The sequence below is a fragment of the Serratia sp. OS31 genome (assembly GCF_014164835.1).
Taxonomy (GTDB): Bacteria; Pseudomonadota; Gammaproteobacteria; order Enterobacterales; family Enterobacteriaceae; genus Serratia; species Serratia liquefaciens_A.
The window spans coordinates 97,615-120,686 of sequence record NZ_JACJFQ010000004.1 but is presented as its reverse complement, the minus strand read 5'-3'; the positions used below and the strand labels follow the sequence as shown (position 1 = coordinate 120,686).

The following is a 23,072-nucleotide window of genomic DNA, read 5'->3' as shown; positions in this document are numbered from 1 at the left end:
CGATAGGCGATTTCGATGCCGAGCATGATAACCGCTTTAGCGCCTCAGACAAAATTTGCCGGCCCCGCCGCGCAGCAGAAAAGTCTATAATTATAGGATAGATACTGAGCGTTTTTCCCGTTACCCCAAGGAGTCTGGATGAAAATAACTGTTCTTGGCTGCGGCGCGCTCGGACAACTGTGGCTCTCCCGGCTTTATCAGCAGGGCCACGACGTGCAGGGATGGTTACGAGTACCGCAACCCTTTTGCGCAGTGAACGTCATCGAGCCTGAAGGCCTCTCGTTCAACCGTAATTTACCCACTAACGATCCTGAACATCTGGCCCAGAGCGAACTGTTGCTGGTCACGCTGAAAGCCTGGCAGGTTTCCGGGGCGGTCAGTGCCCTGTTGCCTAAGCTGAACCCGCGTTGCGCCATCCTGCTGTTGCATAACGGCATGGGCACGCAGGACGAGCTGCCGCCGAACAATCAGCCGATATTGCAGGGCACCACCACCCATGCCGCACGCCATGACGGCAGCACCATTATCCATGTGGCCGGCGGTACCACCCATATCGGCCCGACATCCCCGGCGGCGACTTCGCTCAGCCATCTGGCGGAAGTGCTGCATCAGGCGCTGCCTGACGTCGCCTGGCATAACAACATTACTTCGGCGAACTGGCGCAAGCTGGCAGTAAACTGCGTGATTAATCCGCTAACGGCGCTGTATAACTGCCGCAATGGCGATTTGCAGCGCTATCCTGAGCAGATTGAGGCCATCTGCCGTGAAGCCGCCAGCGTGATGGCGATGGAGGGTTATTCGACCTCCTGTGAAGGCTTGCAGCAGTATGTGATGGAGGTGATCCAGAGCACTGCGGACAACGTCTCTTCGATGCTGCAGGACATCCGTACTCAGCGTCACACCGAGATCGACTACATTACCGGCTATCTGCTGCGGCGCGCACGCAGCCACGGCGTGACTCTGCCGGAGAACGCGCGACTGTTTGAATTGATTAAGCGAAAGGAAAATGAATATGAGCGTATCGGCGCTGGTCTGCCTGGCACCTGGTAGCGAAGAAATCGAAGCCGTCACCACGATAGATCTGTTGGTGCGGGCGGGCATCAAAGTCACCACCGCCAGCGTGGCCGGCGACGGCAACCTGACCATTGTCTGCTCACGCGGCGTCAAGCTGCTGGCAGATGCGGCGCTGGTGTCGATTGTCGATGACCCCTTCGACGCGATAGTGCTGCCCGGCGGCCTGAAAGGTGCCGAGTGTTTCCGCGACAGCCCGCTGCTGGTGGAGAAAGTGCGCCAGATGCATCTGCAGGGTAATATCGTCGCCGCCATCTGCGCTGCGCCCGCGTTGGTGCTGCAACACCACGATCTGTTCCCCGTCGGCAATATGACCGGCTTCCCTGGGCTGAAAGAACAGATCCCGGCCGACAAATGGATGGAACGACGTGTAGTGTACGATGCGCGCGTCAACCTGCTCACCAGCCAGGGGCCGGGAACCTCAATGGAGTTCGCGCTGAAGCTGATTGATTTGCTGCTGGGTAAAGCAAAAGCGGCGGAGATCGCCGCTCAGTTAGTCTTGATTCCAGGGATGTACGATTTCCGCGATTAAATCACAGGGGCGGTTAATCCGCCCCTTGATCGATTACGGGCGGTAGACCTTCACGTTGCTGTAGCCCTGCTCCAGCAAATACAACGCCTGTAGGCGGCTCATCACGCCACGCTCACAGTACAGCAGGTAGGTTTTGCTCTGGTCCAAATCGCCAAACTGGGTGCTGAGCTTGTAGAACGGCAGCGGTTTCACCTCAACCTGATCCAGCTTCAGCGGCTTGTCTTCCTGCTCGTCATTAGAGCGAATATCCAGAATCACCTCGTCAGCGCCAAACGCCGCCACGGTTTCCACTTCGGTAACCTGTTCCTGCGTCTGCTCGGCGATGGTGCGGATGTCCACGTTCTTGGCTTCGCTGACCACGCGGTCGAGAATGCTGAAGTCAAAATTAGCTTCTTCTTCTTCGATTTTGGCTTTAACCGCCTTCACAGTCGGGCTTTTCGAGATCACGCCGCAGTATTCCGGCATGGTCTTGGCGAAGTCTTCGGTGCCAATCTCACGCGCCACTTTGATGATGTGCTCTTTATCGTGGGAGATCAGCGGACGCAGAATCAGCGTATCGGATGCGTTGTCGATCAAACGCAGGTTAGTCAGCGTTTGGCTGGAAACCTGCCCCAGCGCCTCACCGGTCACCAGAGCCTGTACACCATAACGCTCAGCTATCTGTGAAGCGGCGCGCACCATCATGCGCTTAAGCACCACGCCCATTTGACCGTCTTCGACTTTCTCGAGGATCTCGCCGACCACGGGTTCAAAATCGATGGCGATAAAGCGCACCTTGTGCGAACTGGCAAAACGGTTCCACAGGTAGTGAGCCACCTGCCGCACGCCAATTTCATGCGCGGCACCGCCCAGATTGAAGAAGCAATAATGCACGCGGCAACCGCGACGCATCAGCATATAGCTGGAAACGCCCGAGTCGAAACCACCGGAAATCAGCGACAATACGTCTTCCTGGGTCCCCACCGGATAACCGCCGATACCTTCACGACGGGCTTTGACCAGCATCAGCTTGTCATCTTCGATTTCCAGGTTAACCGTCACCTGTGGATGCGACAGCTTAACGCGCGCGCTCTCAATGTGCTGGTTCAGACCGCCACCGACGTAACGCTCCACGTCCTGCGAATTGAAGTCCTGTTTGCCGCGGCGCTTCACACGCACGCAGAAAGTTTTCCCCTCCAGTTGCTCGCGGTAAGCTTCCAGCGTCTGCTCGAAAATATGGTGGATATCAGTATAGTCGCGGTCTTCCACTTCCAGAATATGATGAATACCGGGGATGCGCGTCAGCGCATCGGCAATCACCGGCCGCTGGTTTTCATCTTTGGCGCGAACTTCGATATGATCCCAGTGACGGACGACCGCCAGTGTTTCATCATACTGCTTCAGGACGTTGCGGATACTGGTCGAGAGGATCTTGATAAAGCGCAAGCGCACAGATTGGCTCTTGATGGTGATTTCCGGGAACAATTTAATGATAAACTTCATGGCGGTCTTTATTGTCAGAATTACGAGGGAAAAGGATTTACAATGTATATGCGATTGATAAAACCCACGGTACTGCCGAATGTTTTATCAATCGCATTTGCGGCGCAGAGTATACCACTATCTGGTGGAGCCCGGTGCACAAAACCACACATGCGCGCCATGATTTGCTAATCAAGATCCGCTAGGATAGGCTCTAGCGCTACTGTTCACATGATGATGTAAAAAGAAAATTATGCCGAAAAAACCTGCACAATCAGACAGTACAGAGCAAAGCGTCAGCTTTGAAAGCTCCCTCAGCGAGCTGGAAAATATCGTGACGCGTCTGGAATCGGGTGAATTACCGCTGGAAGACGCATTGAATGAGTTCGAACGCGGCGTACAGTTGGCGCGACAGGGCCAGCAGAAACTGCAACAGGCGGAGCAACGCGTACAAATTTTGCTTAACGACAGCGCCGATGATGACGCGCTGACGCCTTTCACACCGGATGCCGAGTAATCACCATGTCCGAAACTGTCCAACAGACCGCTTTTTCTGACCAGTTGCAGGCCTTGCGCCAGCGGGCCGACCGCACGCTGCTGGATTTTATCGCACCGCTGCCGTTCAACGATGGCAATATGGTGGCGGCAATGCGTCACGGTGCGCTGCTGGGCGGTAAACGCCTGCGCCCGTTTCTGGTGTACACCACCGGGCAGATGTTTGGCGTATCACTGAATAATTTGGATGCGCCCGCGGCTGCGGTAGAATGCATTCACGCCTATTCACTGATCCATGACGACTTACCGGCCATGGACGACGACGATCTGCGTCGCGGTCAGCCAACCTGCCACATCAAATTTGGCGAAGCCAATGCCATTCTGGCCGGAGATGCGCTTCAGACGCTGGCATTCACCATTCTGGCCGATGCGGAGATGCCCGAGGTGGCGCTGCGCGATCGGCTGGCGATGGTCTCCGAACTAGCTACCGCCAGCGGCGTGGCCGGCATGTGCGGCGGGCAGTCGCTGGATCTGGAAGCCGAAGACAAGCAGATAGGTCTGGAGGCGTTGGAACAGATCCATCGCCACAAAACCGGCGCGTTAATTCGCGCGGCCGTTCGCCTTGGGGCCTTGGCCGCCGGTGAACCCGGCCGTAAAGCCCTGCCGCAGCTTGATCGTTATGCCGCCGCGATAGGCCTGGCGTTTCAGGTGCAGGATGATATTTTGGACGTGGTCGGCGAAACCGAAAAAATCGGTAAACGCCAGGGGGCGGACCAGCAACACGGAAAGAGCACCTATCCAGCTTTGCTCGGGCTTGACAGCGCGAAAGCAAAAGCGTGGGATCTCTATCAGGAAGCTTTAGCTGCATTAGACACTTTGGCAGCACAATCTTATAACACAGCGCCATTGCGAGCGTTAGCCAGCTTCATTATTGAACGCGACAATTAACGTGTGACGTTAACTCCTCTGATATGAGTATCGAATGAGTCTTGATATAGCCAAATACCCGACCTTGGCGCTAGCGGAAAATCCCGATGAACTCCGCTCGTTGCCGAAAGAGAGCTTGCCGAAGCTGTGTGACGAACTTCGGCAATACCTGCTGGACAGCGTCAGTCGTTCCAGCGGCCACTTTGCGTCCGGGCTGGGTACCGTCGAACTGACGGTGGCGTTGCACTATGTGTACCACACCCCCTTCGATCATCTGGTATGGGACGTCGGTCACCAGGCCTACCCTCACAAAATTCTGACCGGGCGCCGCGACAAAATTTCCACCATTCGCCAGAAAAATGGCCTGCACCCTTTCCCTTGGCGTGCGGAAAGTGAGTATGACGTGTTATCGGTTGGCCACTCCTCTACCTCGATCAGTGCCGGTCTCGGCATGGCGGTAGCGGCCGCGCGCGAAGGTAAAAATCGCCGTACCGTTTGCGTTATCGGCGATGGCGCGATCACCGCAGGTATGGCGTTTGAAGCCATGAACCACGCCGGTGATATCGACCCGGATATGCTGGTGGTACTGAACGATAACGAAATGTCGATTTCGGAAAACGTCGGTGCGCTTAACAACCATCTGGCGCAGCTGCTGTCCGGCAAGCTTTACTCCACCCTGCGTGAGGGCGGGAAAAAAGTGCTGTCCGGCCTGCCGCCAATCAAAGAGCTGGTCAAGCGTACCGAAGAACACCTGAAAGGCATGGTAGTACCGGGCACGCTGTTCGAAGAGCTGGGCTTTAACTACATTGGCCCGGTCGACGGCCACGACGTTCAGGGGCTGGTCGCTACGTTGAAAAACATGCGTGACCTGAAAGGCCCGCAACTGCTGCATATCATGACCAAAAAGGGCCGCGGATACGCACCGGCAGAAAAAGACCCAATCAGCTTCCACGCGGTACCCAAGTTCGATCCGGCCAGCGGTACGCTGCCGAAAAGCGCCGGCGGCCTGCCGACCTATTCAAAAATCTTTGGCGATTGGCTGTGCGAAACCGCCGCCAAAGACAGCTCACTGATGGCGATTACCCCGGCAATGCGCGAAGGCTCGGGCATGGTGCAATTCTCGCGCGACTATCCACAGCAATATTTTGACGTGGCGATCGCCGAACAGCACGCGGTAACCTTCGCTGCCGGGCTGGCGATTGGCGGCTACAAGCCGGTGGTGGCGATTTACTCCACCTTCCTGCAACGCGCTTACGATCAACTGATCCACGACGTCGCGATTCAAAATTTGCCGGTGATGTTTGCCATCGATCGCGGCGGTATTGTCGGCGCTGACGGTCAGACTCACCAGGGTGCGTTCGATTTGTCATTCATGCGCTGCATCCCGACCATGGTGATCATGACGCCAAGTGATGAGAACGAATGCCGCCAAATGCTCTACACCGGTTATCACTATAGCGAAGGCCCAAGCGCCGTACGTTACCCTCGCGGTACGGGTACCGGCGCGCCGCTGGAACCCCTCAGCGCGCTGCCGATTGGCAAAGGCGTTGTCCGCCGTGAAGGTGAAAAACTGGCGATCCTGAACTTCGGCACGTTGCTGCAGGAAGCTGCGCAGGTAGCGGAAGCCCTCAATGCCACGCTGGTGGATATGCGCTTCGTAAAACCACTGGATGAACAGCTGGTGCTGGAGCTGGCAGCCAGCCATGACGCACTGGTCACGCTGGAAGAAAACGCCATTATGGGCGGGGCCGGCAGCGGTGTGAACGAGTTGCTGATGGCTAAGCGTCGCGTTATCCCGGTACTGAATATCGGCCTGCCGGACAGCTTTGTGTCGCAAGGCAGTCAGGAAGAAGTCCGCGTCGATCTGGGCCTGGATGCCGCCGGTATACAGCAGAAGATTGAGGTCTGGCTGGCGCAATAATTTCCCCGCCTGATTTGACCGACGCCTCCGCATTGCGGGGGCGTTTTCATTTGCGTCGCCCGAAAACCCGCTACAGTTAAAGTTCTGTGCTGACACCGGGAGGAAAGCATGAAGTATCTGAAACTGGGCAATACCGACCTGAACGTTTCCCGCATCTGCCTCGGCTGCATGACCTACGGTGAACCCGACCGTGGCAACCATGCCTGGACACTGCCAGAAGAAAGCAGCCGCCCGCTGCTGAAACAGGCGCTGGATGCCGGCATCAACTTCTTTGACACCGCCAACAGCTACTCCGATGGCAGTAGCGAAGAGATCGTCGGTCGGGCGCTGCGCGATTACGCTCGCCGTGACGAAGTGGTGCTCGCCACCAAAGTCTATTTCCCTATGAGCAATCTGCAGGCTGGGCTGTCGCGCGCTAAAATCATGCAGTCCATCGACGATAGCTTGCAACGCCTGGGCACCGACTACGTTGATCTGTTGCAGATCCACCGCTGGGACTATGAAACGCCGCTGGAAGAAACGCTGGAAGCGCTGCATGACGTGGTGAAAGCCGGCAAGGCGCGTTATATCGGCGCATCGTCGATGTATGCCTGGCAGTTCGCCAAGGCACTTTATACCGCCGATCTGCACGGCTGGACGCGTTTCGTCAGCATGCAGGATCAGTACAACCTGATCCAGCGGGAAGAAGAGCGAGAGATGCTGCCGCTGTGCGCCGCCGAGGGTATCGCGGTGCTGCCCTGGAGCCCGCTGGCGCGTGGGCGTTTGACCCGCCCTTGGGGAGAAACCACCGCGCGGCTGGTGTCCGATCAGGTCGGCAAAAACTTGTACGATGAAACCGAAGGCATCGACGCCATCATCGCCGAGCGCGTGGCAAGCATTGCGCAAGAACGCGGCGTATCGCGAGCGCAAGTTGCCCTGGCCTGGCTATTGAGCAAGCCAGTCGTCAGCGCGCCAATCATCGGTGCGTCACGCCATGAACATCTGGAAGAGGCTATTGCCGCCGTCGATCTTGAGCTAACGCAGGCCGAGATAGCCGAACTGGAAACGGCTTATGTGCCGCATCATGTGACAGGATTTGAATAGTGTAGTGAGTTTTAAGGGCGCAGTAACTACTGCGCCCTCGTCATCAGAACAGCCCGGCTGGCCAGTGATGACCAATCAGATAGATGATACCGGCAGAAATCACCCCGGCGACGATGTCGTCGATCATGATCCCCATACCGCCGTGCACGTTGCGATCGAACCAACGAATCGGCCACGGCTTCCACATATCCAGAATGCGGAAAATCACAAAGCCCGCGGCAACCCACTGCCAGTCATTGACCGGCAGTGCCATCAGCGTGATCCACATTCCGACGAACTCGTCCCAGACGATGCTGCCGTGGTCATGGACCTTCATATCTTTGGCCGTCTGGTGGCACAGATAAACGCCGATACAGATGCTGAACATCACCAGCAGCGAATAGAGTTGCCATGGCAGTTGGATCAACAACAACCAGAACGGGATCGCCGCCAGCGACCCCATGGTGCCCGGCACCACCGGTGACAAACCGCTGCCGAAGCCGGTTGCCAACAGGTGCCACGGATTGCTCATCCGCAAGCGACGTGTTGCTTCATCCATGTTACGCCTGCCCTTCGCTGAAATGATCGAAACCGTGCCATGGCAGCTCCACCGCTTCATCGTTGCGATAGAACTTGATGCCTTCCGAAAGCGGGCCAATCTGACCAATACAGGTGTAATCCGCCCCCAAATGGCTCAGCGCCACTTCCAACGCACCGCGATTGATCTCCGGTACGGTGAAGCACAGCTCGTAATCCTCTCCGCCGGTCAACGCCCAGCGCAACGCCTGTTCAGCATCGGTATGGCTGCTTAGCGCCTGCGACAGCGGCAGCTCATCCAAATTGATGCGCGCACCGCACTCGGAAGCTTTCAGCACGTGTTTCAGATCGGAAATCAGACCGTCCGAAATATCAATCGCCGAGCTGGCCAGATCGCGCAGCGCCTGCCCTTGCAGCACTCGCGGCTGTGGCCGCAGATGGCGCCCAACCAGGTAATCGCGGGCGTCGGCGTCCTCCACCTGCAGACGATCCTGCACGATAGCCAACCCGGCAGCGCTGTCACCCAGCGTCCCTGTGGTGTAGATCCAATCGCCAATACGTGCGCCGCCACGGGTCAACGCCCGGCCGGCCGGGATCAGACCGTGGATCGTCAGCGTCATGCTCAATGGGCCGCGCGTGGTGTCGCCGCCAATCAACTGCATGCCGTAATAATTGAGTTGTTCGAACAGACTGTCGCTGAACGCCTTCAACCAGGGCTCATTCACTTCCGGCAGGGTTAATGCCAATGAAAGCCAGGCTGGATCCGCGCCCATAGCCGCCAGATCGCTCAGGTTAACTGCCAACGCTTTGTAGCCGAGATCGGCCGGATCGATGTCCGGCAGGAAGTGAACGCCCGAAACCAGGGTGTCGGTACTGACGGCCAAAAGCTGTTTTTCTGCCACTGTCAGGAGTGCGCAGTCATCTCCAATGCCCAACTGTACGTCCCGGCGCAGACTCTTAAACCGGTCAAAATAGCGGGCAATGAGGTCAAATTCGCCACATGCCATGGTCGATGTTCCAATAGAAGAAATTAAGGCCGGGGATACCGGCCTTAATTTTTTATTTTTTCTTGCGGATGCTTGGTGCTGCTTTGTCCAGCACGCCATTCACAAACTTGTGGCTGTCTTCAGCGCCGAAGGTTTTCGCCAGCTCGATCGCTTCATTGATAGCCACCTTGTACGGCACGTCCTCACGCATTTTCAGCTCAAACAGCGCAATGCGCAGGACGGCTCTTTCCACCTGGCCCAGCTCTTCGAGCTGACGCGACAGGTAAGGTGCCATCAGGCCATCCAGCAGACCTGCATTCACCGCCACGCCGGACAGCAGCTCCCGAAAATAGGCGATGTCCACATCTTTGACATCTTGCTCCGTCAGGAACTGGTGTTCAACATCGGCAATGTCATTTTTAGACAACTGCCAAGAGTAAAGCGCTTGAACAGCGCACTCACGAGCGCGGCGACGAGCAGCAGGTTTCACGGAATTCCCCTTAACTAAATTCAGGCTTTAATAGCTTTGATAACATTAATCATTTCAAGTGCGGTCAGAGCAGCTTCAGCGCCCTTGTTGCCCGCTTTGGTGCCGGCACGTTCGATAGCCTGTTCGATGCTCTCGGTCGTCAGCACGCCAAAGGCAACCGGGATTTCAGTGTTCAGAGAAACACTGCCCAGGCCGGAGCTGGCTTCGCCCGCGACATATTCGAAGTGCGCGGTGCCCCCACGGATAACGGTGCCCAGTGCAATAACCGCATCGTATTTGCCGGTGTTAGCCAGCACGCGTGCAGTCAGCGGCAGCTCGTAAGCGCCCGGGACCCAGACAACGGTGATGTTGTCGTCAGCAACCTGGCCAATACGCTTGAGTGCATCGATAGCACCTTGCAGCAGGCTGTCGTTGATGAAATTGTTAAAACGTGCAATTGCGATCGCCACACGGGCATTTGGAGTAGCAACAACACCTTCGATAACTTTCATGGGCTTTCCTTAAAAATGGGTTCAATACCCCGCAGGGGGGCGGATTCTATCACATTCTTTATCTGCCTGCGCGGGCGGTTTTGTAAAACGCTGACCGTCCCGGTTCGCGGGCATTAAATTCAGTATTTTGCCTTCAGGCGCAGGCGCAAATCGGGGCCAATTTGCCGTACTTCGCTGAAAACAAACTCCGGCGCATCGGCCAGACGCTCAAGGCCCGGCAGTTGACACAGACCGCGGCCATTATCGCCCAACAGTTTTGGCGCGATGTACAAAATGAGCTCATCGACCAGCCCCGCCTGCAACAAGGCACCGGCAAGCTGCGCACCGGCCTCGACCCAGAGGGAGTTTACCTGGAGTTTCGCCAGTTGCATCATCATCACCACCAGATCGACTCCGCCGCCGTGCGCCGGAAACGTCAGTTGCTCGACCTCTTGCGGCCAGGTTTGAGCGTCCGCCTGCAGGCGTGCCAACCAGGTTGCACCCGGCTGATTCACCACCCGATGCTGAGGTGTGACGCGATTTTGGCTATCGAGGATAATGCGCAATGGCTGGCGCAGATTTTCACGCGGATAAATGCTTTGAGTTGCGGCGTCCAGCTCATCCCAACGCACCGTCAGGGACGGATCATCAGCCAAAACCGTAGCGCTGGTGCTGAGAATGGCGGCACTTTCTGCCCGCAGGCGCTGCACGTCCTGACGTGCCTGCGCAGAGGTGATCCATTGGCTCTCGCCAGAGGCCATCGCCGTGCGGCCATCCAGCGAGGCGCCCAGCTTCAGTTGTACATAAGGGAAACCGGTGCGCATCCGCTTGAGAAAGCCCAGATTCACCGCCTCGGCCTCGGCCAGCATCACGCCGTGACGCACGTCCACACCGGCCTGCTGCAGCTTATACAAACCGCGACCGGCGACCTGCGGATTAGGATCCTGCATCGCCGCGACCACGCGGGTGACACCGGCGGCGACCAATGCATCGGCACAGGGCGGCGTGCGGCCGTGGTGGCTACAGGGTTCCAGCGTAACGTAGGCGGTAGCGCCACGGGCTTTTTCACCCGCCATGCGCAAGGCATGCACTTCCGCATGGGGTTCACCGGCGCGCAAATGATAGCCTTCACCGACGATTTCGCCATCACGCACAATCACGCAGCCGACGTTAGGGTTAGGTGCGGTGGTAAAACGCCCCAGCCGCGCCAGCTCGAAGGCGCGCGCCATATACAATTCGTCGTTATGCATCAAAAGCTCCCTTAGTCCTGCAGACGGGCGATCTCTTCGCCGAATTCGCGGATATCTTCAAAGCTGCGATAAACCGAAGCAAAGCGAATATAGGCCACTTTATCCAACTTTTTCAGCGCATCCATCACCAGATTGCCCACCAGCTTGGTCGGCACTTCACGCTCGCCGGTGGCGCGCAGTTGGGATTTAATGTGGTTGATCGCATTTTCAACGTCGTCGGAGCTGACCGGGCGCTTTTCCAACGCTTTCAGCATGCCGCGGCGCAGTTTGTCCTCGTTGAAGGGCTCACGAACTTCATCGCTTTTTATCACCCGCGGCATCACCAGCTCAGCCACTTCAAAGGTGGTGAAACGTTCATTACAAACCAAACATTGGCGGCGACGGCGCACCTGCGAACCATCGCCCACCAGGCGGGAATCAATGACTTTGGTATCAACGGCGGCGCAGAAAGGGCAATGCATAACACGTCCTGATAAACGTTTTCATAGTTAAGAACAGTTTACCCCGAAGTGCGGTCACAACAAAGGCCGCCGGTTATTTGTTGCGAGCCCCTCTTCGAAATAGTGCCCCAAAAGGCGACGAACATGACTTTCCCCACCAGGCGGGCTAAGCTGATATCAGGAGATGTTGAATAGGAAATGCCCGCCATGACAACCCGTTACCCCAAGATTTTCCTGCTCAGCGCACTGGTTCTGCTGGCAGGTTGCGCACCAACTCGTGAGGTGCCGAAGCTGCGTAATCAGGTGGTTGAACTGAATCAGAAACTCACCATTCTGACCAATCAGGCCACGGCGCTGGAACAGCAAAACCAGTTGAATCAGAACTCCACCAGCGGCGTCTATCTGGTACCGGCGGCCAACAATGCGGCCCGCCTGCACAGCAACCTCGGCGAGCTGAGCGTATCGCTTAGCCACGTAAAAACCGAGGCTAACGGTGCCCAGGCCTTGTTGCACGTTCGCACCCTGTCACAAGCTTCCTTGCCTGCGTTCAAGGCAGTAGTGGAATGGGGCCAACTGGATGCGGCTACCGGCAAACCGCTGACGGCAGATGCACTTTCACAACCGATCGCCACCCCGGACTCGCTGCTGCCCAAAACAGAATACAGCTTTGAGCTGCGTTTCAGCGGCCTGACGCCAGAGCAATTGGGCTATGTCCGGTTGCACAGCGTAGAGCCCACTACGGCCGCCGTCCCTCAGCACTAATCTTTGAATGCCCACTCCCGATCTTGACCGAGAGTGGGCCACCACTTAGCTCAAACGCTGCAACCTTGCCGGTAACCCCTGGCGCACCGCCGCGCCGCTGACCCAATCCAGCCAGCTATTGCTGATTTCGCGGGTCGGATCGGGCAAGCCGAGGTCGTTGAGATTAATGCCGGCGGCAATGCGCACGTCCGCGGGCAACGGTTGACCATCCAGCGTGTGTGTCCGCGCACCCATCTCGCGATGGCCATAACCATGCTCAATAGCAATAACGCCAGGCATCACGCCGTCCAGCAGGCTGATCTGGGCTTCGACGCTGCCCCCTGGGGTCTGCAACCTGACCCGATCGCCATGCCGCAGCGCATAGCGTTGTGCATCGGCCGGATTCAGCGCCACCAGATTGAACGGTTTCACCGCACGCAAGCGATCGATCGGCGCCGTAGCGCTGCTCATCAGATGCGACTTGAACGACATCAAACGGAACGGCCATGCTTCTGGCGGATAGTGCTCCCCAACGTCGGAGCCGTCGGCAAAACGCGGCGGGTAATAGGTAGGACAGCCGCTATAGCGCTCTCCCGTCATCGCATGGCGATGTCGGGCCACCTCTTCATTCCAGATATTCAGCCCCCTTTTCCATTGCGGCCCGGTTTCATCGCCACGCCACGCCTGTTCATAAGGCGCAAAACGCCCACCGCGCGCCAGCAGATAGCCCACGCGCAGTCGCTCATCCGCTTTCAACACGCTGTCCAGCGCCGGTTTCAGGCGATCGACCCCGGTCAATCGCAGCTCACTTTCCGTCGCCTCGGGCAGCGGCTCACCGGCAAAGGCCACGTTGGCCGCCGCCCGCAGATAATAATCTTCGGCATTGTGCAGCCCGAAGCGGTTACCCTGCGGATCCTGCAATGCGCCGTCGCCAAAGCCCGGTAACCCCATAGCTTTAGACAGCGCAATGACAAAGCTCTCCAGCGCCACCGGCTGCCCATCGGCCGTTTTCGCCGTACGTGCCGGAACCACCGGCCAACGCGCGGTGCTTGCCCGCACCATCACACCGGACCAGGGGGCGGTAAAACCCCAGCTCTCGAAGTTATGCGTATCCGGCACGATGTAGTCCGCCAACGCGCTGGTTTCGTTAATAAAGGCATCGACCGCAATGAACAAAGGCAGCTGTCGCGGATCCTTCAGCCGACGCTCAACCACCTCACGCAGGCCGGCCACGCCATACAGCGGGTTGCCCATATGGCTGATCCAGGCTTTTAGCGGGTAGGGATATCCCATCAGCGCCGGCGCCAGTTGCTCGGTGAACTGGCCCGCGACGAACGGGTACCAGGGCCCGCGCGCCGGGTAAGGTTTTTCCCCTTGCTCGAGCTTGCGGCGATATTCGTCGGATTGTTCATACGCCTGTTTGCTGCGCGACAGCACCAACCCTTTCGGTTTCACCATGCCGGGAAACGTCTTCAGGTTATAGTGGGGCCCGTCGGCAAACTCTTTGAACTTGCCGCCGCCCACCGAAACGCCGCCCTTAAGGTTCAGGTTACCGATCAGCGCATTGAGCATCATCACCGCCCAGCTGTTATAAAAGCCGTTGCCGCTCATCATGCCGCCGTGGGCAATCACCGCGGCTTGCCGTTGGTAAGAGGTAAACTCTTTGGCCAATGCGGCAATGGTCTCGGCGCTGACGCCGCAGCGCGCGCTGTATTCATCCAGCGTAAATCGCTCAGCCGCCTGTTGCAGGCACAGGAAACTCGAACGCACCCGAACCTGCGAGCCGTCGGCCAACTGCAATGGCTGATCCACCCGCAACGGCCCTTGCAGCGCCTGGTTGGCCGCTACCGGCTCACCCCGCAGCTCATCCCATACCAAAGGCGAACTTTCTGCCTCTCCTGGCGTGCTGCCGTCCAGATGTATCTGGCGCAAAAACTGTCCGCACAAGGGGTGATCTTCATCGGTTACTACCAGATGCGTGGCATTGGTCCAGCTTTTTTCACCGGCGACCTGCATTGCCACCTCACCGGGTAACTTCAGATAACCGGCGTTATAACGTTCCTGTTCGATAATCCAGCGGATCATGCCCATGACCAACGCAGAGTCTGTACCGGGCAACACCGGCACCCAACGGTTGTGATCGTTGGCCAGGGTAGTGGTCAAGGGCAATGCCGGAGCCACTACCACGTAACGAAACTCGTCGCGCATGCGGGCATTGGCCAACTGGCGCCCCTGACGCTTGAACGGGTTACCGGACTGCGCCGGTGAAGTGCCGAGAAACAGCCCAAAGCGCAAATTATCCCAATCCGGTTTAACGTGGGCATTGGTTTCCAGATCGCCCATTAAAGCCCCGGAACCCGCGCGATAGGCCAATCCACAATAGGCGCCATGGTGACCGAAATTACGTGTCCCAAAGGCGTTTTGCGCAAAACGCTTGATGAACGCGTCCCGGCCTTCATCACCGGCATTGGTGACCAACAGTTGATTGGCCTTGGGCCCCAGCGAAGGCTGTTCCGGATCGAGCGGCGTGTCGAGATCGCGGATAGCCCGCAGCCCCTCGACCGGCCCCTCGCCAAACAGATCGCCGCCCTCCACCACTTCCTGAATCAACTGCTCGAAACTGATGCGCTGCCACTGCCCGCTGCCGCGCGGCCCCACCCGCTTCATCGGTTCCAGCACCCGATAAGGGCTGGTTAGCCCCTCCAGCAAGGTCGCGCCCCTGGCGCAGGCCGTCGAGCGTTGCTCAAGACCTTCATCGCCTCCCAAGCGGTTGAGTGCGTCGCTCACCGGTAAAGCATAGGGAAAGTGGCGATCGTGGGACAGCGGATGATAAGGGTTGCCCGCCACCCGCACTACCTGATGATTTTCGCGATCGACCCTGACCCGCACCCCGCAAAGCGTCCAACAGCCAAAACACTGGGTCATCGATACCGCCTGCTGCGGGTTGGCCTGCCAGCCATCGGGGTGTCGACGCCCTTCGGTCGGCAAGGCGTTGGCGCTGATCCTGTCCAGCGTCAATCTGCCGCTGCTGCCGTCGCACAGCCCGGTAAACACCTTCTGCACCATCTCGCTGTAGCTGGCGCCGAACAGCGTCAACCCGCCCAGGGCCAGCCCGCCTTTTAACCACTGACGCCGTGTTGACTTAGCCATAATGTTTTTTCTCCATCAGCTGATGCTGTAATTCACGGATCCCAATGATTAACGCTATCCACAAACCCAAAGTGCCCAGAATCGCCAACAGCCCTTCGCTGCCGAGCGGTAGCACATAGGGATTGGTTAATACGTTGAACTTGGGCAGCGTCTGGGTTTGCATCAGCAGCAGCCAACGCACGCCCCAGCAGAGCAACAGCGCGACCATGCACTGGCCCAGCAACCCTTTTGCCCCTAGTGCTCGGCGGCGAACTCGCCAGGCCAGCGCCAACAGCAACAAGATCGAGGCGGCAAAGGCGATGCCGGCCAAACGCCAAACCACGCCTTGGCTAGCCAGGCGATGCAACGCGGCAGAGGACGTGCTGCCATCCAGCCACCAGCCAAGGCATGAGATACACAGCAACAATAAGGTCACGGCCTGATAGCGAGCCAAACGCGGCTGCCACTGTGGTTCGTGACGCAGCCAACAGGCCAACAGCGGCGGAACGGCCTGCATAGCGGTGAGCAACAGCAGCCAGGGTAACCAAAGGCTGTACCACAGCGGCTGTGCCCGCAGCACAGAAACCTCGCGTCCGGTATAGAGCAAAATACTGGCTGCGGAAAGTAAGCAGCCCAATGCCACCCAACGCAGCCATTTCTCTTCTTGCCATGCAGGGAAGACCTGCAACCAACGCGCCCAGATCGGCAAGGTTTGCGCTCTCAACCGGCCACGCAGCAACAGAACGAAATAGCTCACGACCGACAGGCTGAACAGCGGTAAAAACAGTGAGCCGAGCGACATCCACGACCAGGGCGTAAAATGGGCGTAGAAATGCCAGATGCGAGCGGGCTGATGCAAATCGGCGCTCAGGGCCAATGGCGCCACCGTACCGCTCACGACGGCCAACGAGACGGCGGCCAGTTCCAGCCGAAGCGTTTTACTGGGTTCACGCCAGCGCAGCCAGACGGCAATAATGACGCTGCCACAGGCCAAACCGATGAAGAAGAAATACTGCACCGCCCAGGGCAGCCAGGCGATCTCCTGCGGACGGACCATGATTTCACGGATCATGCGTGCACCTCCTGCCACAACGCCGGTTGCCCCTGAACCTGGCTGACGAAAGCCTCGTCGAGTCCCAGATAGAAAACCTGCGGATGCGTGCCCTGCTCAGGCTTGAGTACCTTGAGCTGAGGCTGGTGCTGCTCTAAAGTACGCCTGAGAACTCCCTGACGATCGTTAAGATCGCCAATCATCCGTGCGCCTCCGACACAGGATTCGACACAGGCCGGTAGTAGTCCGGCATCCAGCCGATGCACGCAGAACGTGCATTTGTCCGCTGTTTGAGTTTCATGGTTGATAAAGCGTGCCTCATAAGGGCAGGCCTGCACGCAATAGGCACAGCCAACGCAACGGGTGTTATCGATCACCACAATGCCGTCCTGCCGCTGGAAAGTGGCCTGTACCGGGCAAACCGGCACGCAGGGCGGGTTATCGCAGTGATTGCACAACCGCGGTAACAGGACGTTGGTGGTCGAGTTCTCACCCTCCAGAGTGACCTGATATTGCAGTACACTGGTGCGAAATTGCCCCTGAGGCAGCTGATTTTCCACCGCGCAGCTGACGGTACATGCCTGACAGCCGATGCAGCGACGCAGATCAATCAGCATCGCCATGCGCTTTTTGCCGTCGCCCTCTCGGCGAGTCGGCTGCAATTGCCACCCTGACTGCGCCAGCGGCACCAACGCAGCGCCGGCGGTTAGCGCACCGAGTCGTTGTAAAAACTGCCGTTTCCCACTGTCCATTGATTTCTCCCAATAAGTTCCTGCCGGGGAACTGATACAAGGGAGTGTAAAAAGGGCAACCGGCCACCAATATTGTGGTTTACCACATTACCGGCGACGGCTTGATCCAGGACAATTCAGACCGGTGATGGGGATCATAAAAGCGGAGAGGATGTGAAAAAAGCAGCGCTATTTCTGTTACTGGGCAGTTGGTTAAATGCGGCCTGGGCGGGGCAATGGAGCATTGCGGTACTGGCGCTGCGTGGCGATGCCCATGCGCTGACCCAGTGGCAGCCCTTGGTCGATCATCTCAACCGCCAGTTTCCCGATGACCATTTCCGCCTGTCGCCGGTCAGTCTTGACGGTATGAATGAAGCGGTCCGCCATCAACGCGTCGATTTTTTGCTCACCAACCCGGCGCAATATGTTCAACTGGATAACCGCTATCCGCTGCGCTGGCTGGTTTCACTGCGTTCAACCCAACCCTCTCTGCAGGGCTCAAGCAACGTCGTCGGCAGCGTCATCCTGGTGCGGGGCGACAGTCCGATAACCACGCCCCACCAACTGACAGGAAAGAACGTCGGTGCCGTCGCCGCCGATGCTTTTGGCGGCTACCTGCTGGGGTACAAAGAACTGCTCGGCGCGGGGCTAAACCCGGAGAAAGATCTGCGACCGCACTTCAGCGGCTATCCGGCGGATGCCCTGCTTTATCAATTGCGCGATCGGGCGCTGGATGCGGCGATTGTGCCGGTTTGCCTGTTGGAAAAAATGCAGGCGGAAGGATTACTGCAGGCCGGTGATTATCGCGCACTGCTGGCGAAGCAAAGCGGCCAGCGCTGCCTGACCAGCACCGAACTGTACCCTAACTGGTCCTTTGCCGCCTTAAACCACGTGCCGGACCGGTTGGCAGACGAATTGACTCGCCAATTGCTGCAGATGAACACCCCCGGTTTGCCCGTTTGGGGAGCCCCGGCGTCATCGCGTCAGGTTAACCAACTGCTGCAGGATCTGAATATCCACCCGACACAGCGTTCTCTCTGGCAGGAGCTGTACCTTTGGGCACAGCAGCATTGGCTACTGCTCAGTGGCGTCTTCGGGGGGATGGCGTTACTCGGCGCCAATCATCTGTGGGTAGGCTATCTGGTGCGCCGCCGCGGGCGCCAGCTTGAACAAATGCATCAGACGCTACGTGCCAGAGACACGGCCCTGGCCCGGGCGCAGCGCCTCAGCGCCTTGGGCGAAATGGCCTCCGGTTTTGCCCATGAGCTTAACCAGCCGCTGGCGGCGATCCGCCACTATGCGGAAGGCTGTCGTATTCGCCTTGAGCGCAACAACAGCCAGCATGAACTGCTGCCAATCCTCGAGCAGATTGGCCAGCAAGCGCAGCGTGGTGCGGAGAGCATCGTTAATTTGCGACGCTGGGCCAGCAAAACACCCCATGACGAAAGTGCGCAATGGCTGTTATTGCGCCCGCTGGTGGAACACGTCATCCAATTGATGCAAATAAAACAGCAGCATCCGCAGTGCCGATTAACGATTAACATCCCGTCGCAGACTCAGCTGTTCAGCCAGGCGACGTTATTAGAGCAAGTGCTCACCAATCTGTTGAGCAACAGCCTGCAGGCGGGTGCCGAATATATCACTCTGCGCCACGAAACCGACGCACATCAACAACGGTTGCTCGTTGAAGACGATGGCGGCGGACTCAGCGCCGAGCAACTGGCACTGCCGTTCGTGCCCTTCCGCAGTACCAAACAGGAAGGTCTCGGGTTAGGGTTGGTGATCTGCCAGCGGCTGTTGAAGGGCCAAGGCGCAGAGCTGACGCTGGAAAATTACCTGGCTTCCCCACAACAACAGGGGCTACGCGTGACTGTGCATTTCCCCATTATTCAAAAGGATCCCAGCCATGGCGCTAATACATCTGGTTGATGATGATTTTGCCGTTACCGACGCCTGCCGCTTTTTACTCGAAGGGCTGAATTACCGGGTACAAACCTGGCACGAAAGTCAAAAATTCATCGACAGCATCGATCCCTATCAATGCGGCGTCGTCATGCTGGATATCCGGATGCCGGGGATTGACGGACAGCAGGTTCATCAACAGCTGCGGCGGCAAAACAGTACGCTGGCGGTGGTGATCGTCACCGGTCACGGCGATATTGCCATGGCCGTGGAGGAAATGAAGCTGGGAGCCGTCGATTTTCTACAAAAGCCGATCGCCGCCGCGCCGCTGATTGAAGCACTGGAGCGCGGCATTATCCATTCGCAACGTCAGGTTGAGCAACGCCAACGGCAACAGCTTTTCGGCGCGCTGACGCCGCGCGAACGCGATATTGCCCGTGCCGTAGCCGCTGGGATGACCAACAAACAGATCGCCGAAAGTCACTTTATCGCGGTACGCACCGTCGAAGTGCATCGGGCCAGAGTCATGGAAAAAATGCAGGCGAGTAGCCTGGCAGAACTGGTGAACGCGCTTAACCGATTGACACTGACCAGTCTCGGCTAGCGATTTTCAGGCAAAAAAATGCCGGTCGGGATAAGCCGACCGGCATCTTATTTCAACTCACCGACAGATTACGGCAAGAGAGAAGGCTGATCTGCGCCCTCTTTCTCCACTTTCTGCTGCAGCATGTGCTCGCGTTTCATACCCAGCTTCAACGCCAGCGCGGACGCCACGTAGATAGAAGATACGGTACCGATAGACACACCGATCAACATAGCCAGAGAGAAGCCATGCAGCATCGCGCCGCCGAAGATGTACAGCATCAGCACCACCATCAGGGTGGTACCGGAGGTCATCAAAGTACGGCTCAGCGTCTGGGTCAGCGACACGTTCATGATTTCGTAAGGCGTCCCGCGACGGATCTTGCGGAAGTTCTCACGAATACGGTCAGAAACCACGATGCTGTCGTTCAACGAGTAACCGATAACCGACATCAATGAAGCGACGATGGTCAGGTCAATCTCGATATGGAACAGCGACAGCACGCCCAGGGTGATGACCACGTCGTGCGCCAGCGCGATAACCGCCCCCAGCGCCAAACGCCATTCGAAGCGGAAACCGACGTAGATCAGGATACTGATCAACGCCACCAGCAGCGCCATGCCGCCGTTTTGCGCCAGTTCGGTCCCCACGCTCGGGCCGACGAACTCAATGCGTTTTACGCTAGCGTTTTTGTCGACCGAATCGTTGATCACGCCGATCACTTTGTTACCCAGTTCCTGGCCAGCGGTACCGGTCGCCGGTGGCATGCGCACCATCACGTCACGGCTGCTGCCAAAGTTCTGAATAACCGGGTCCTGGAACCCGGCTTTTTCCAGCGTATCGCGCATCAGATCGAGGTTGGCCGGTTTTTCCAGGCTGATTTCAATCACCGTACCGCCGGTGAAATCCAGACCCCAGTTAAAACCGCGTACCGACATAACGGCGATTGACGCGATCAGCAGCACCAGCGAGATGCCGAAGGCCACGTAATCCCAGCGCATAAAGTCATAGACTCTACGGCCGTAGTTGAGTTGTTCAACAGTATAATCCTGTGCCACAACGCACTCCTCAGATAGACAGCTTGTTAATGCGTTTGCCGCCGTAAAGCAGGTTGACGATGGCACGGGTACCGACAATCGCGGTGAACATGGACGTCGCCACACCGATTGCGGTGGTAATCGCAAAGCCCTTGATCGAACCGGTACCTACTGCGTACAGAATGATCGCGGTGATCAGGGTGGTGATGTTGGCGTCAACGATACTGGAGAACGCGCCTTTATAGCCCTCATGGATCGCCTGCTGAACGGAACGTCCGTTCTTGAGCTCTTCCTTGATACGTTCGTTAATCAGTACGTTGGCGTCGACCGCCACCGCCAGCGTCAGCACGATACCGGCAATCCCCGGCATGGTCAGCGTCGCCCCCGGCAGCAGGGACATCACGCCGACAATCAGCACCAGGTTGGCGACCAGCGCCGTGGTGGCGATCATGCCGAATTTACGGTACCAAACCACCATAAACACGATGGATGCCACCAAGCCCCACAAGCAGGCTTCCAGACCTTGGGTGATGTTCTGTTGTCCCAGGGTCGGGCCGATTGTACGCTCTTCCACGATCTGGATTGGCGCAATCAGCGCACCGGCACGCAGCAGCAGCGAAAGCTGACGTGCTTCGTTCGGGTTGCCGATGCCGGTAATACGGAAACTGTTGCCCAGACGTGACTGAATGTTCGCCACGTTGATCACTTCTTCCTGTTTCACCAGAATCGCACGGCCGTTGGCGTCTTTCTTGCCGCTGTCCTTGTACTCCACAAACAGGGTCGCCATCGGCTTGCCGATATTGTCCTTGGTGAAGTTGGACATCGCAGTGCCGCCGGCACTGTCCAGCGAGATGTTCACCTGCGGTTGGTTATATTCGTCGGTGCTGGAAGTGGAGTCGGTGATATGGTCACCGGTCAGGATCACACGCTTGTACAGCACGACAGGCTGGCCTTCACGGGTGTCTTTCACTTCTGAGTCGCCTGGGACACGGCCATTGGCCGCAGCCGTGACGTCCGCATTGGTGTTAACCAGGCGGAATTCCAGCGTAGCGGTAGCACCGAGGATCTCTTTGGCGCGAGCGGTATCCTGAATGCCCGGCAGCTCGACCACGATGCGGTCGGAGCCCTGACGCTGCACCAGCGGTTCGGCAACGCCGAGCTGGTTAACGCGGTTACGCAGGATAGTGATGTTCTGCTGTACCGCGTATTCGCGCGCTTCGCTCAGACGGGCATCCGTCAAGTTGGCTTTCAGGGTGTTGCTGCCGTTGGCAGAGAACACCATGTCGCGCTGACGCGGACTGAGGTAGCTGATGGCCTGATCGCGGGCAGCATCGTCACGGAAACGCACTTCCACGCCGTTGTTGTCCAACTTGCGGATAGACGCATAAGGAATGCCCTTTTCACGCAGCTCGCTGCGCAGGGTATCCATGGTCTGTTCCTGCAGCTTGCTCAGGGCAGTGTCCATGTCGACTTCCATCAGGAAGTGCACGCCACCGCGCAGGTCCAGACCGAGTTTCATCGGTTCGGCGCCCAGCATGGCCAGCCAGGCTGGTGTGGCCGGCGCCAGGTTCAGCGCAACCACGAACTTGTCACCCAGTTCCGCCATCAGGGCTTCACGGGCACGCAGCTGAATGTCAGGATTGCTAAAGCGAGCCAGGATGGCGCCATTTTCCAGCGCAATCGACTTGCTCGCGATCTTGTCTTTTTCTAATACGGTACGGACTTGGTCCAGTGTAGTTTCACTGGCGGCGACACCGCGCGCGCCAGTGATTTGTACAGCCGGATCCTCACCATAGATGTTGGGAAGCGCGTAAAGCAGACCGATGAAGATCACCACGATCAGCATCAGATACTTCCACAAAGGATAACGGTTTAGCACGGCAATTCCCTTCGGGAAAACAAAATTACAGGGCCTTCATGGTACCTTTCGGCAGAACGGCCGCCACGAAGTCACGCTTGATCATCACTTCCGTGGTGTCGTTCAGCGCAATGGCGATAATGCCGGTGTCAGCCACTTTGGTCACGCGGCCAATCAGGCCACCGGTGGTCAGCACTTCATCACCCTTGCCGATCGAATCCATCAGCTTCTTGTGCTCTTTAGCGCGTTTCTGCTGTGGGCGCAGGATCATGAAATAGAAAATCAGACCGAACACCACCAGCATAATGATCAGAGAGTACGGGCTTCCCTGAGCCGGAGCCCCTGCGGATGCGACGGCGTCAGAAATGAAAAAGCTCATTGAAATTCCCTCATTAAGT

Annotated in this window: 22 protein-coding genes; 9 read left to right on the top strand and 13 right to left on the bottom strand. The window is 57.7% G+C overall.

Translation table 11 applies throughout. From position 1 onward, the window contains the following. Positions 1 to 138: 138 nt before the first annotated feature. Complete coding sequence (panE, locus tag H5P17_RS05565; protein ID WP_182821765.1) at positions 139 to 1,050, top strand: 2-dehydropantoate 2-reductase; 912 nt, start codon at positions 139 to 141, stop codon at positions 1,048 to 1,050. Then, complete coding sequence (yajL, locus tag H5P17_RS05560; protein WP_044548681.1) at positions 1,013 to 1,603, top strand: protein deglycase YajL; 591 nt, start codon at positions 1,013 to 1,015, stop codon at positions 1,601 to 1,603. Before panE ends, yajL begins: the two co-directional genes overlap by 38 nt. Before the next feature lie 33 nt (positions 1,604 to 1,636). On the opposite strand, the gene thiI is transcribed toward yajL, so the two are convergent. Continuing rightward, complete coding sequence (gene thiI / locus H5P17_RS05555) at positions 1,637 to 3,085, bottom strand: tRNA uracil 4-sulfurtransferase ThiI (protein ID WP_182821763.1); 1,449 nt, start codon at positions 3,083 to 3,085, stop codon at positions 1,637 to 1,639. Between the two features lie 232 nt (positions 3,086 to 3,317). Here thiI and xseB point away from each other — a divergent pair, with 232 nt between their 5' ends. The 4 genes from xseB (at position 3,318) to H5P17_RS05535 (ending at position 7,490) form a co-directional block, all read left to right on the top strand. Next, on the top strand, positions 3,318 to 3,581 hold the full coding sequence (gene xseB / locus H5P17_RS05550) for an exodeoxyribonuclease VII small subunit (RefSeq protein WP_044548677.1): 264 nt from the start codon (positions 3,318 to 3,320) through the stop codon (positions 3,579 to 3,581). A 5-nt stretch (positions 3,582 to 3,586) separates the two neighbouring features. After that, positions 3,587 to 4,507, top strand: a complete 921-nt coding sequence (ispA, locus tag H5P17_RS05545) for a (2E,6E)-farnesyl diphosphate synthase (RefSeq protein ID WP_182821761.1) — start codon at positions 3,587 to 3,589, stop codon at positions 4,505 to 4,507. A gap of 34 nt (positions 4,508 to 4,541) precedes the next feature. Beyond that, positions 4,542 to 6,407, top strand: a complete 1,866-nt coding sequence (gene dxs / locus H5P17_RS05540; RefSeq protein ID WP_182821759.1) for a 1-deoxy-D-xylulose-5-phosphate synthase — start codon at positions 4,542 to 4,544, stop codon at positions 6,405 to 6,407. A gap of 108 nt (positions 6,408 to 6,515) precedes the next feature. Continuing rightward, positions 6,516 to 7,490: an aldo/keto reductase gene (locus H5P17_RS05535; RefSeq protein WP_182821757.1), complete on the top strand. Its 975-nt coding sequence runs from the start codon at positions 6,516 to 6,518 to the stop codon at positions 7,488 to 7,490. Between the two features lie 43 nt (positions 7,491 to 7,533). Here the strand turns inward: H5P17_RS05535 and pgpA are convergent, their stop codons facing one another. The 6 genes from pgpA to nrdR form a co-directional block, all read right to left on the bottom strand. Continuing rightward, positions 7,534 to 8,028 carry a phosphatidylglycerophosphatase A gene (pgpA, locus tag H5P17_RS05530; RefSeq protein WP_041414271.1) on the bottom strand — a complete coding sequence of 165 codons (495 nt, stop codon included), beginning with the start codon at positions 8,026 to 8,028 and terminating at the stop codon, positions 7,534 to 7,536. Position 8,029: 1 nt separating this feature from the next. Next, a complete protein-coding gene (gene thiL, locus H5P17_RS05525) occupies positions 8,030 to 9,013 on the bottom strand; it encodes a thiamine-phosphate kinase (protein WP_182821755.1) in 984 nt (327 codons plus the stop codon). 52 nt (positions 9,014 to 9,065) lie between these two features. Next, on the bottom strand, positions 9,066 to 9,482 hold the full coding sequence (gene nusB / locus H5P17_RS05520) for a transcription antitermination factor NusB (protein WP_020825472.1): 417 nt from the start codon (positions 9,480 to 9,482) through the stop codon (positions 9,066 to 9,068). A 20-nt stretch (positions 9,483 to 9,502) separates the two neighbouring features. Then, complete coding sequence (gene ribE / locus H5P17_RS05515) at positions 9,503 to 9,973, bottom strand: 6,7-dimethyl-8-ribityllumazine synthase (protein ID WP_012005513.1); 471 nt, start codon at positions 9,971 to 9,973, stop codon at positions 9,503 to 9,505. A gap of 119 nt (positions 9,974 to 10,092) precedes the next feature. Then, entirely contained in the window at positions 10,093 to 11,202 is a 1,110-nt protein-coding gene (gene ribD / locus H5P17_RS05510; RefSeq protein WP_182821753.1) for a bifunctional diaminohydroxyphosphoribosylaminopyrimidine deaminase/5-amino-6-(5-phosphoribosylamino)uracil reductase RibD, read from the bottom strand. 11 nt (positions 11,203 to 11,213) lie between these two features. Further along, the gene (gene nrdR / locus H5P17_RS05505) at positions 11,214 to 11,663 is read right to left on the bottom strand and encodes a transcriptional regulator NrdR (protein ID WP_004949256.1); all 450 of its coding nucleotides are present in this window, start codon (positions 11,661 to 11,663) and stop codon (positions 11,214 to 11,216) included. A 186-nt stretch (positions 11,664 to 11,849) separates the two neighbouring features. Between nrdR and H5P17_RS05500 the strand changes: the two genes are divergently transcribed. Then, positions 11,850 to 12,404 (top strand): DUF3251 domain-containing protein, encoded by a 555-nt coding sequence (locus tag H5P17_RS05500; RefSeq protein ID WP_182821751.1) that lies wholly within the window; start codon positions 11,850 to 11,852, stop codon positions 12,402 to 12,404. 45 nt (positions 12,405 to 12,449) lie between these two features. On the opposite strand, the gene ttrA is transcribed toward H5P17_RS05500, so the two are convergent. From ttrA to ttrB, 3 genes are read right to left on the bottom strand one after another with little or no spacing between them, the layout of a single operon-like run. Further along, a complete protein-coding gene (gene ttrA, locus H5P17_RS05495; RefSeq protein WP_182821749.1) occupies positions 12,450 to 15,533 on the bottom strand; it encodes a tetrathionate reductase subunit TtrA in 3,084 nt (1,027 codons plus the stop codon). Next, positions 15,526 to 16,584 carry a tetrathionate reductase subunit TtrC gene (gene ttrC / locus H5P17_RS05490; protein ID WP_182821747.1) on the bottom strand — a complete coding sequence of 353 codons (1,059 nt, stop codon included), beginning with the start codon at positions 16,582 to 16,584 and terminating at the stop codon, positions 15,526 to 15,528. The genes ttrA and ttrC overlap by 8 nt, the downstream gene beginning before the upstream one ends. Continuing rightward, on the bottom strand, positions 16,581 to 17,315 hold the full coding sequence (ttrB, locus tag H5P17_RS05485; protein ID WP_182821745.1) for a tetrathionate reductase subunit TtrB: 735 nt from the start codon (positions 17,313 to 17,315) through the stop codon (positions 16,581 to 16,583). The genes ttrC and ttrB overlap by 4 nt, the downstream gene beginning before the upstream one ends. 153 nt (positions 17,316 to 17,468) lie before the next feature. Between ttrB and ttrS the strand changes: the two genes are divergently transcribed. Both ttrS and ttrR read left to right on the top strand, forming a co-directional pair. After that, positions 17,469 to 19,223, top strand: a complete 1,755-nt coding sequence (gene ttrS / locus H5P17_RS05480; protein ID WP_182821743.1) for a tetrathionate respiration histidine kinase TtrS — start codon at positions 17,469 to 17,471, stop codon at positions 19,221 to 19,223. Beyond that, a complete protein-coding gene (gene ttrR, locus H5P17_RS05475; RefSeq protein ID WP_182821741.1) occupies positions 19,201 to 19,800 on the top strand; it encodes a tetrathionate respiration response regulator TtrR in 600 nt (199 codons plus the stop codon). Before ttrS ends, ttrR begins: the two co-directional genes overlap by 23 nt. 68 nt (positions 19,801 to 19,868) lie before the next feature. Here the strand turns inward: ttrR and secF are convergent, their stop codons facing one another. Genes secF through yajC form a run of 3 tightly spaced genes read right to left on the bottom strand, consistent with a single transcriptional unit; the run spans position 19,869 to position 23,053 of the window. Further along, positions 19,869 to 20,837: a protein translocase subunit SecF gene (secF, locus tag H5P17_RS05470; RefSeq protein WP_020825464.1), complete on the bottom strand. Its 969-nt coding sequence runs from the start codon at positions 20,835 to 20,837 to the stop codon at positions 19,869 to 19,871. 10 nt (positions 20,838 to 20,847) lie between these two features. Next, entirely contained in the window at positions 20,848 to 22,695 is a 1,848-nt protein-coding gene (secD, locus tag H5P17_RS05465; RefSeq protein ID WP_071827005.1) for a protein translocase subunit SecD, read from the bottom strand. Between the two features lie 25 nt (positions 22,696 to 22,720). Beyond that, entirely contained in the window at positions 22,721 to 23,053 is a 333-nt protein-coding gene (yajC, locus tag H5P17_RS05460) for a preprotein translocase subunit YajC (protein WP_004949246.1), read from the bottom strand. Between the last annotated feature and the right edge of the window lie 19 nt (positions 23,054 to 23,072).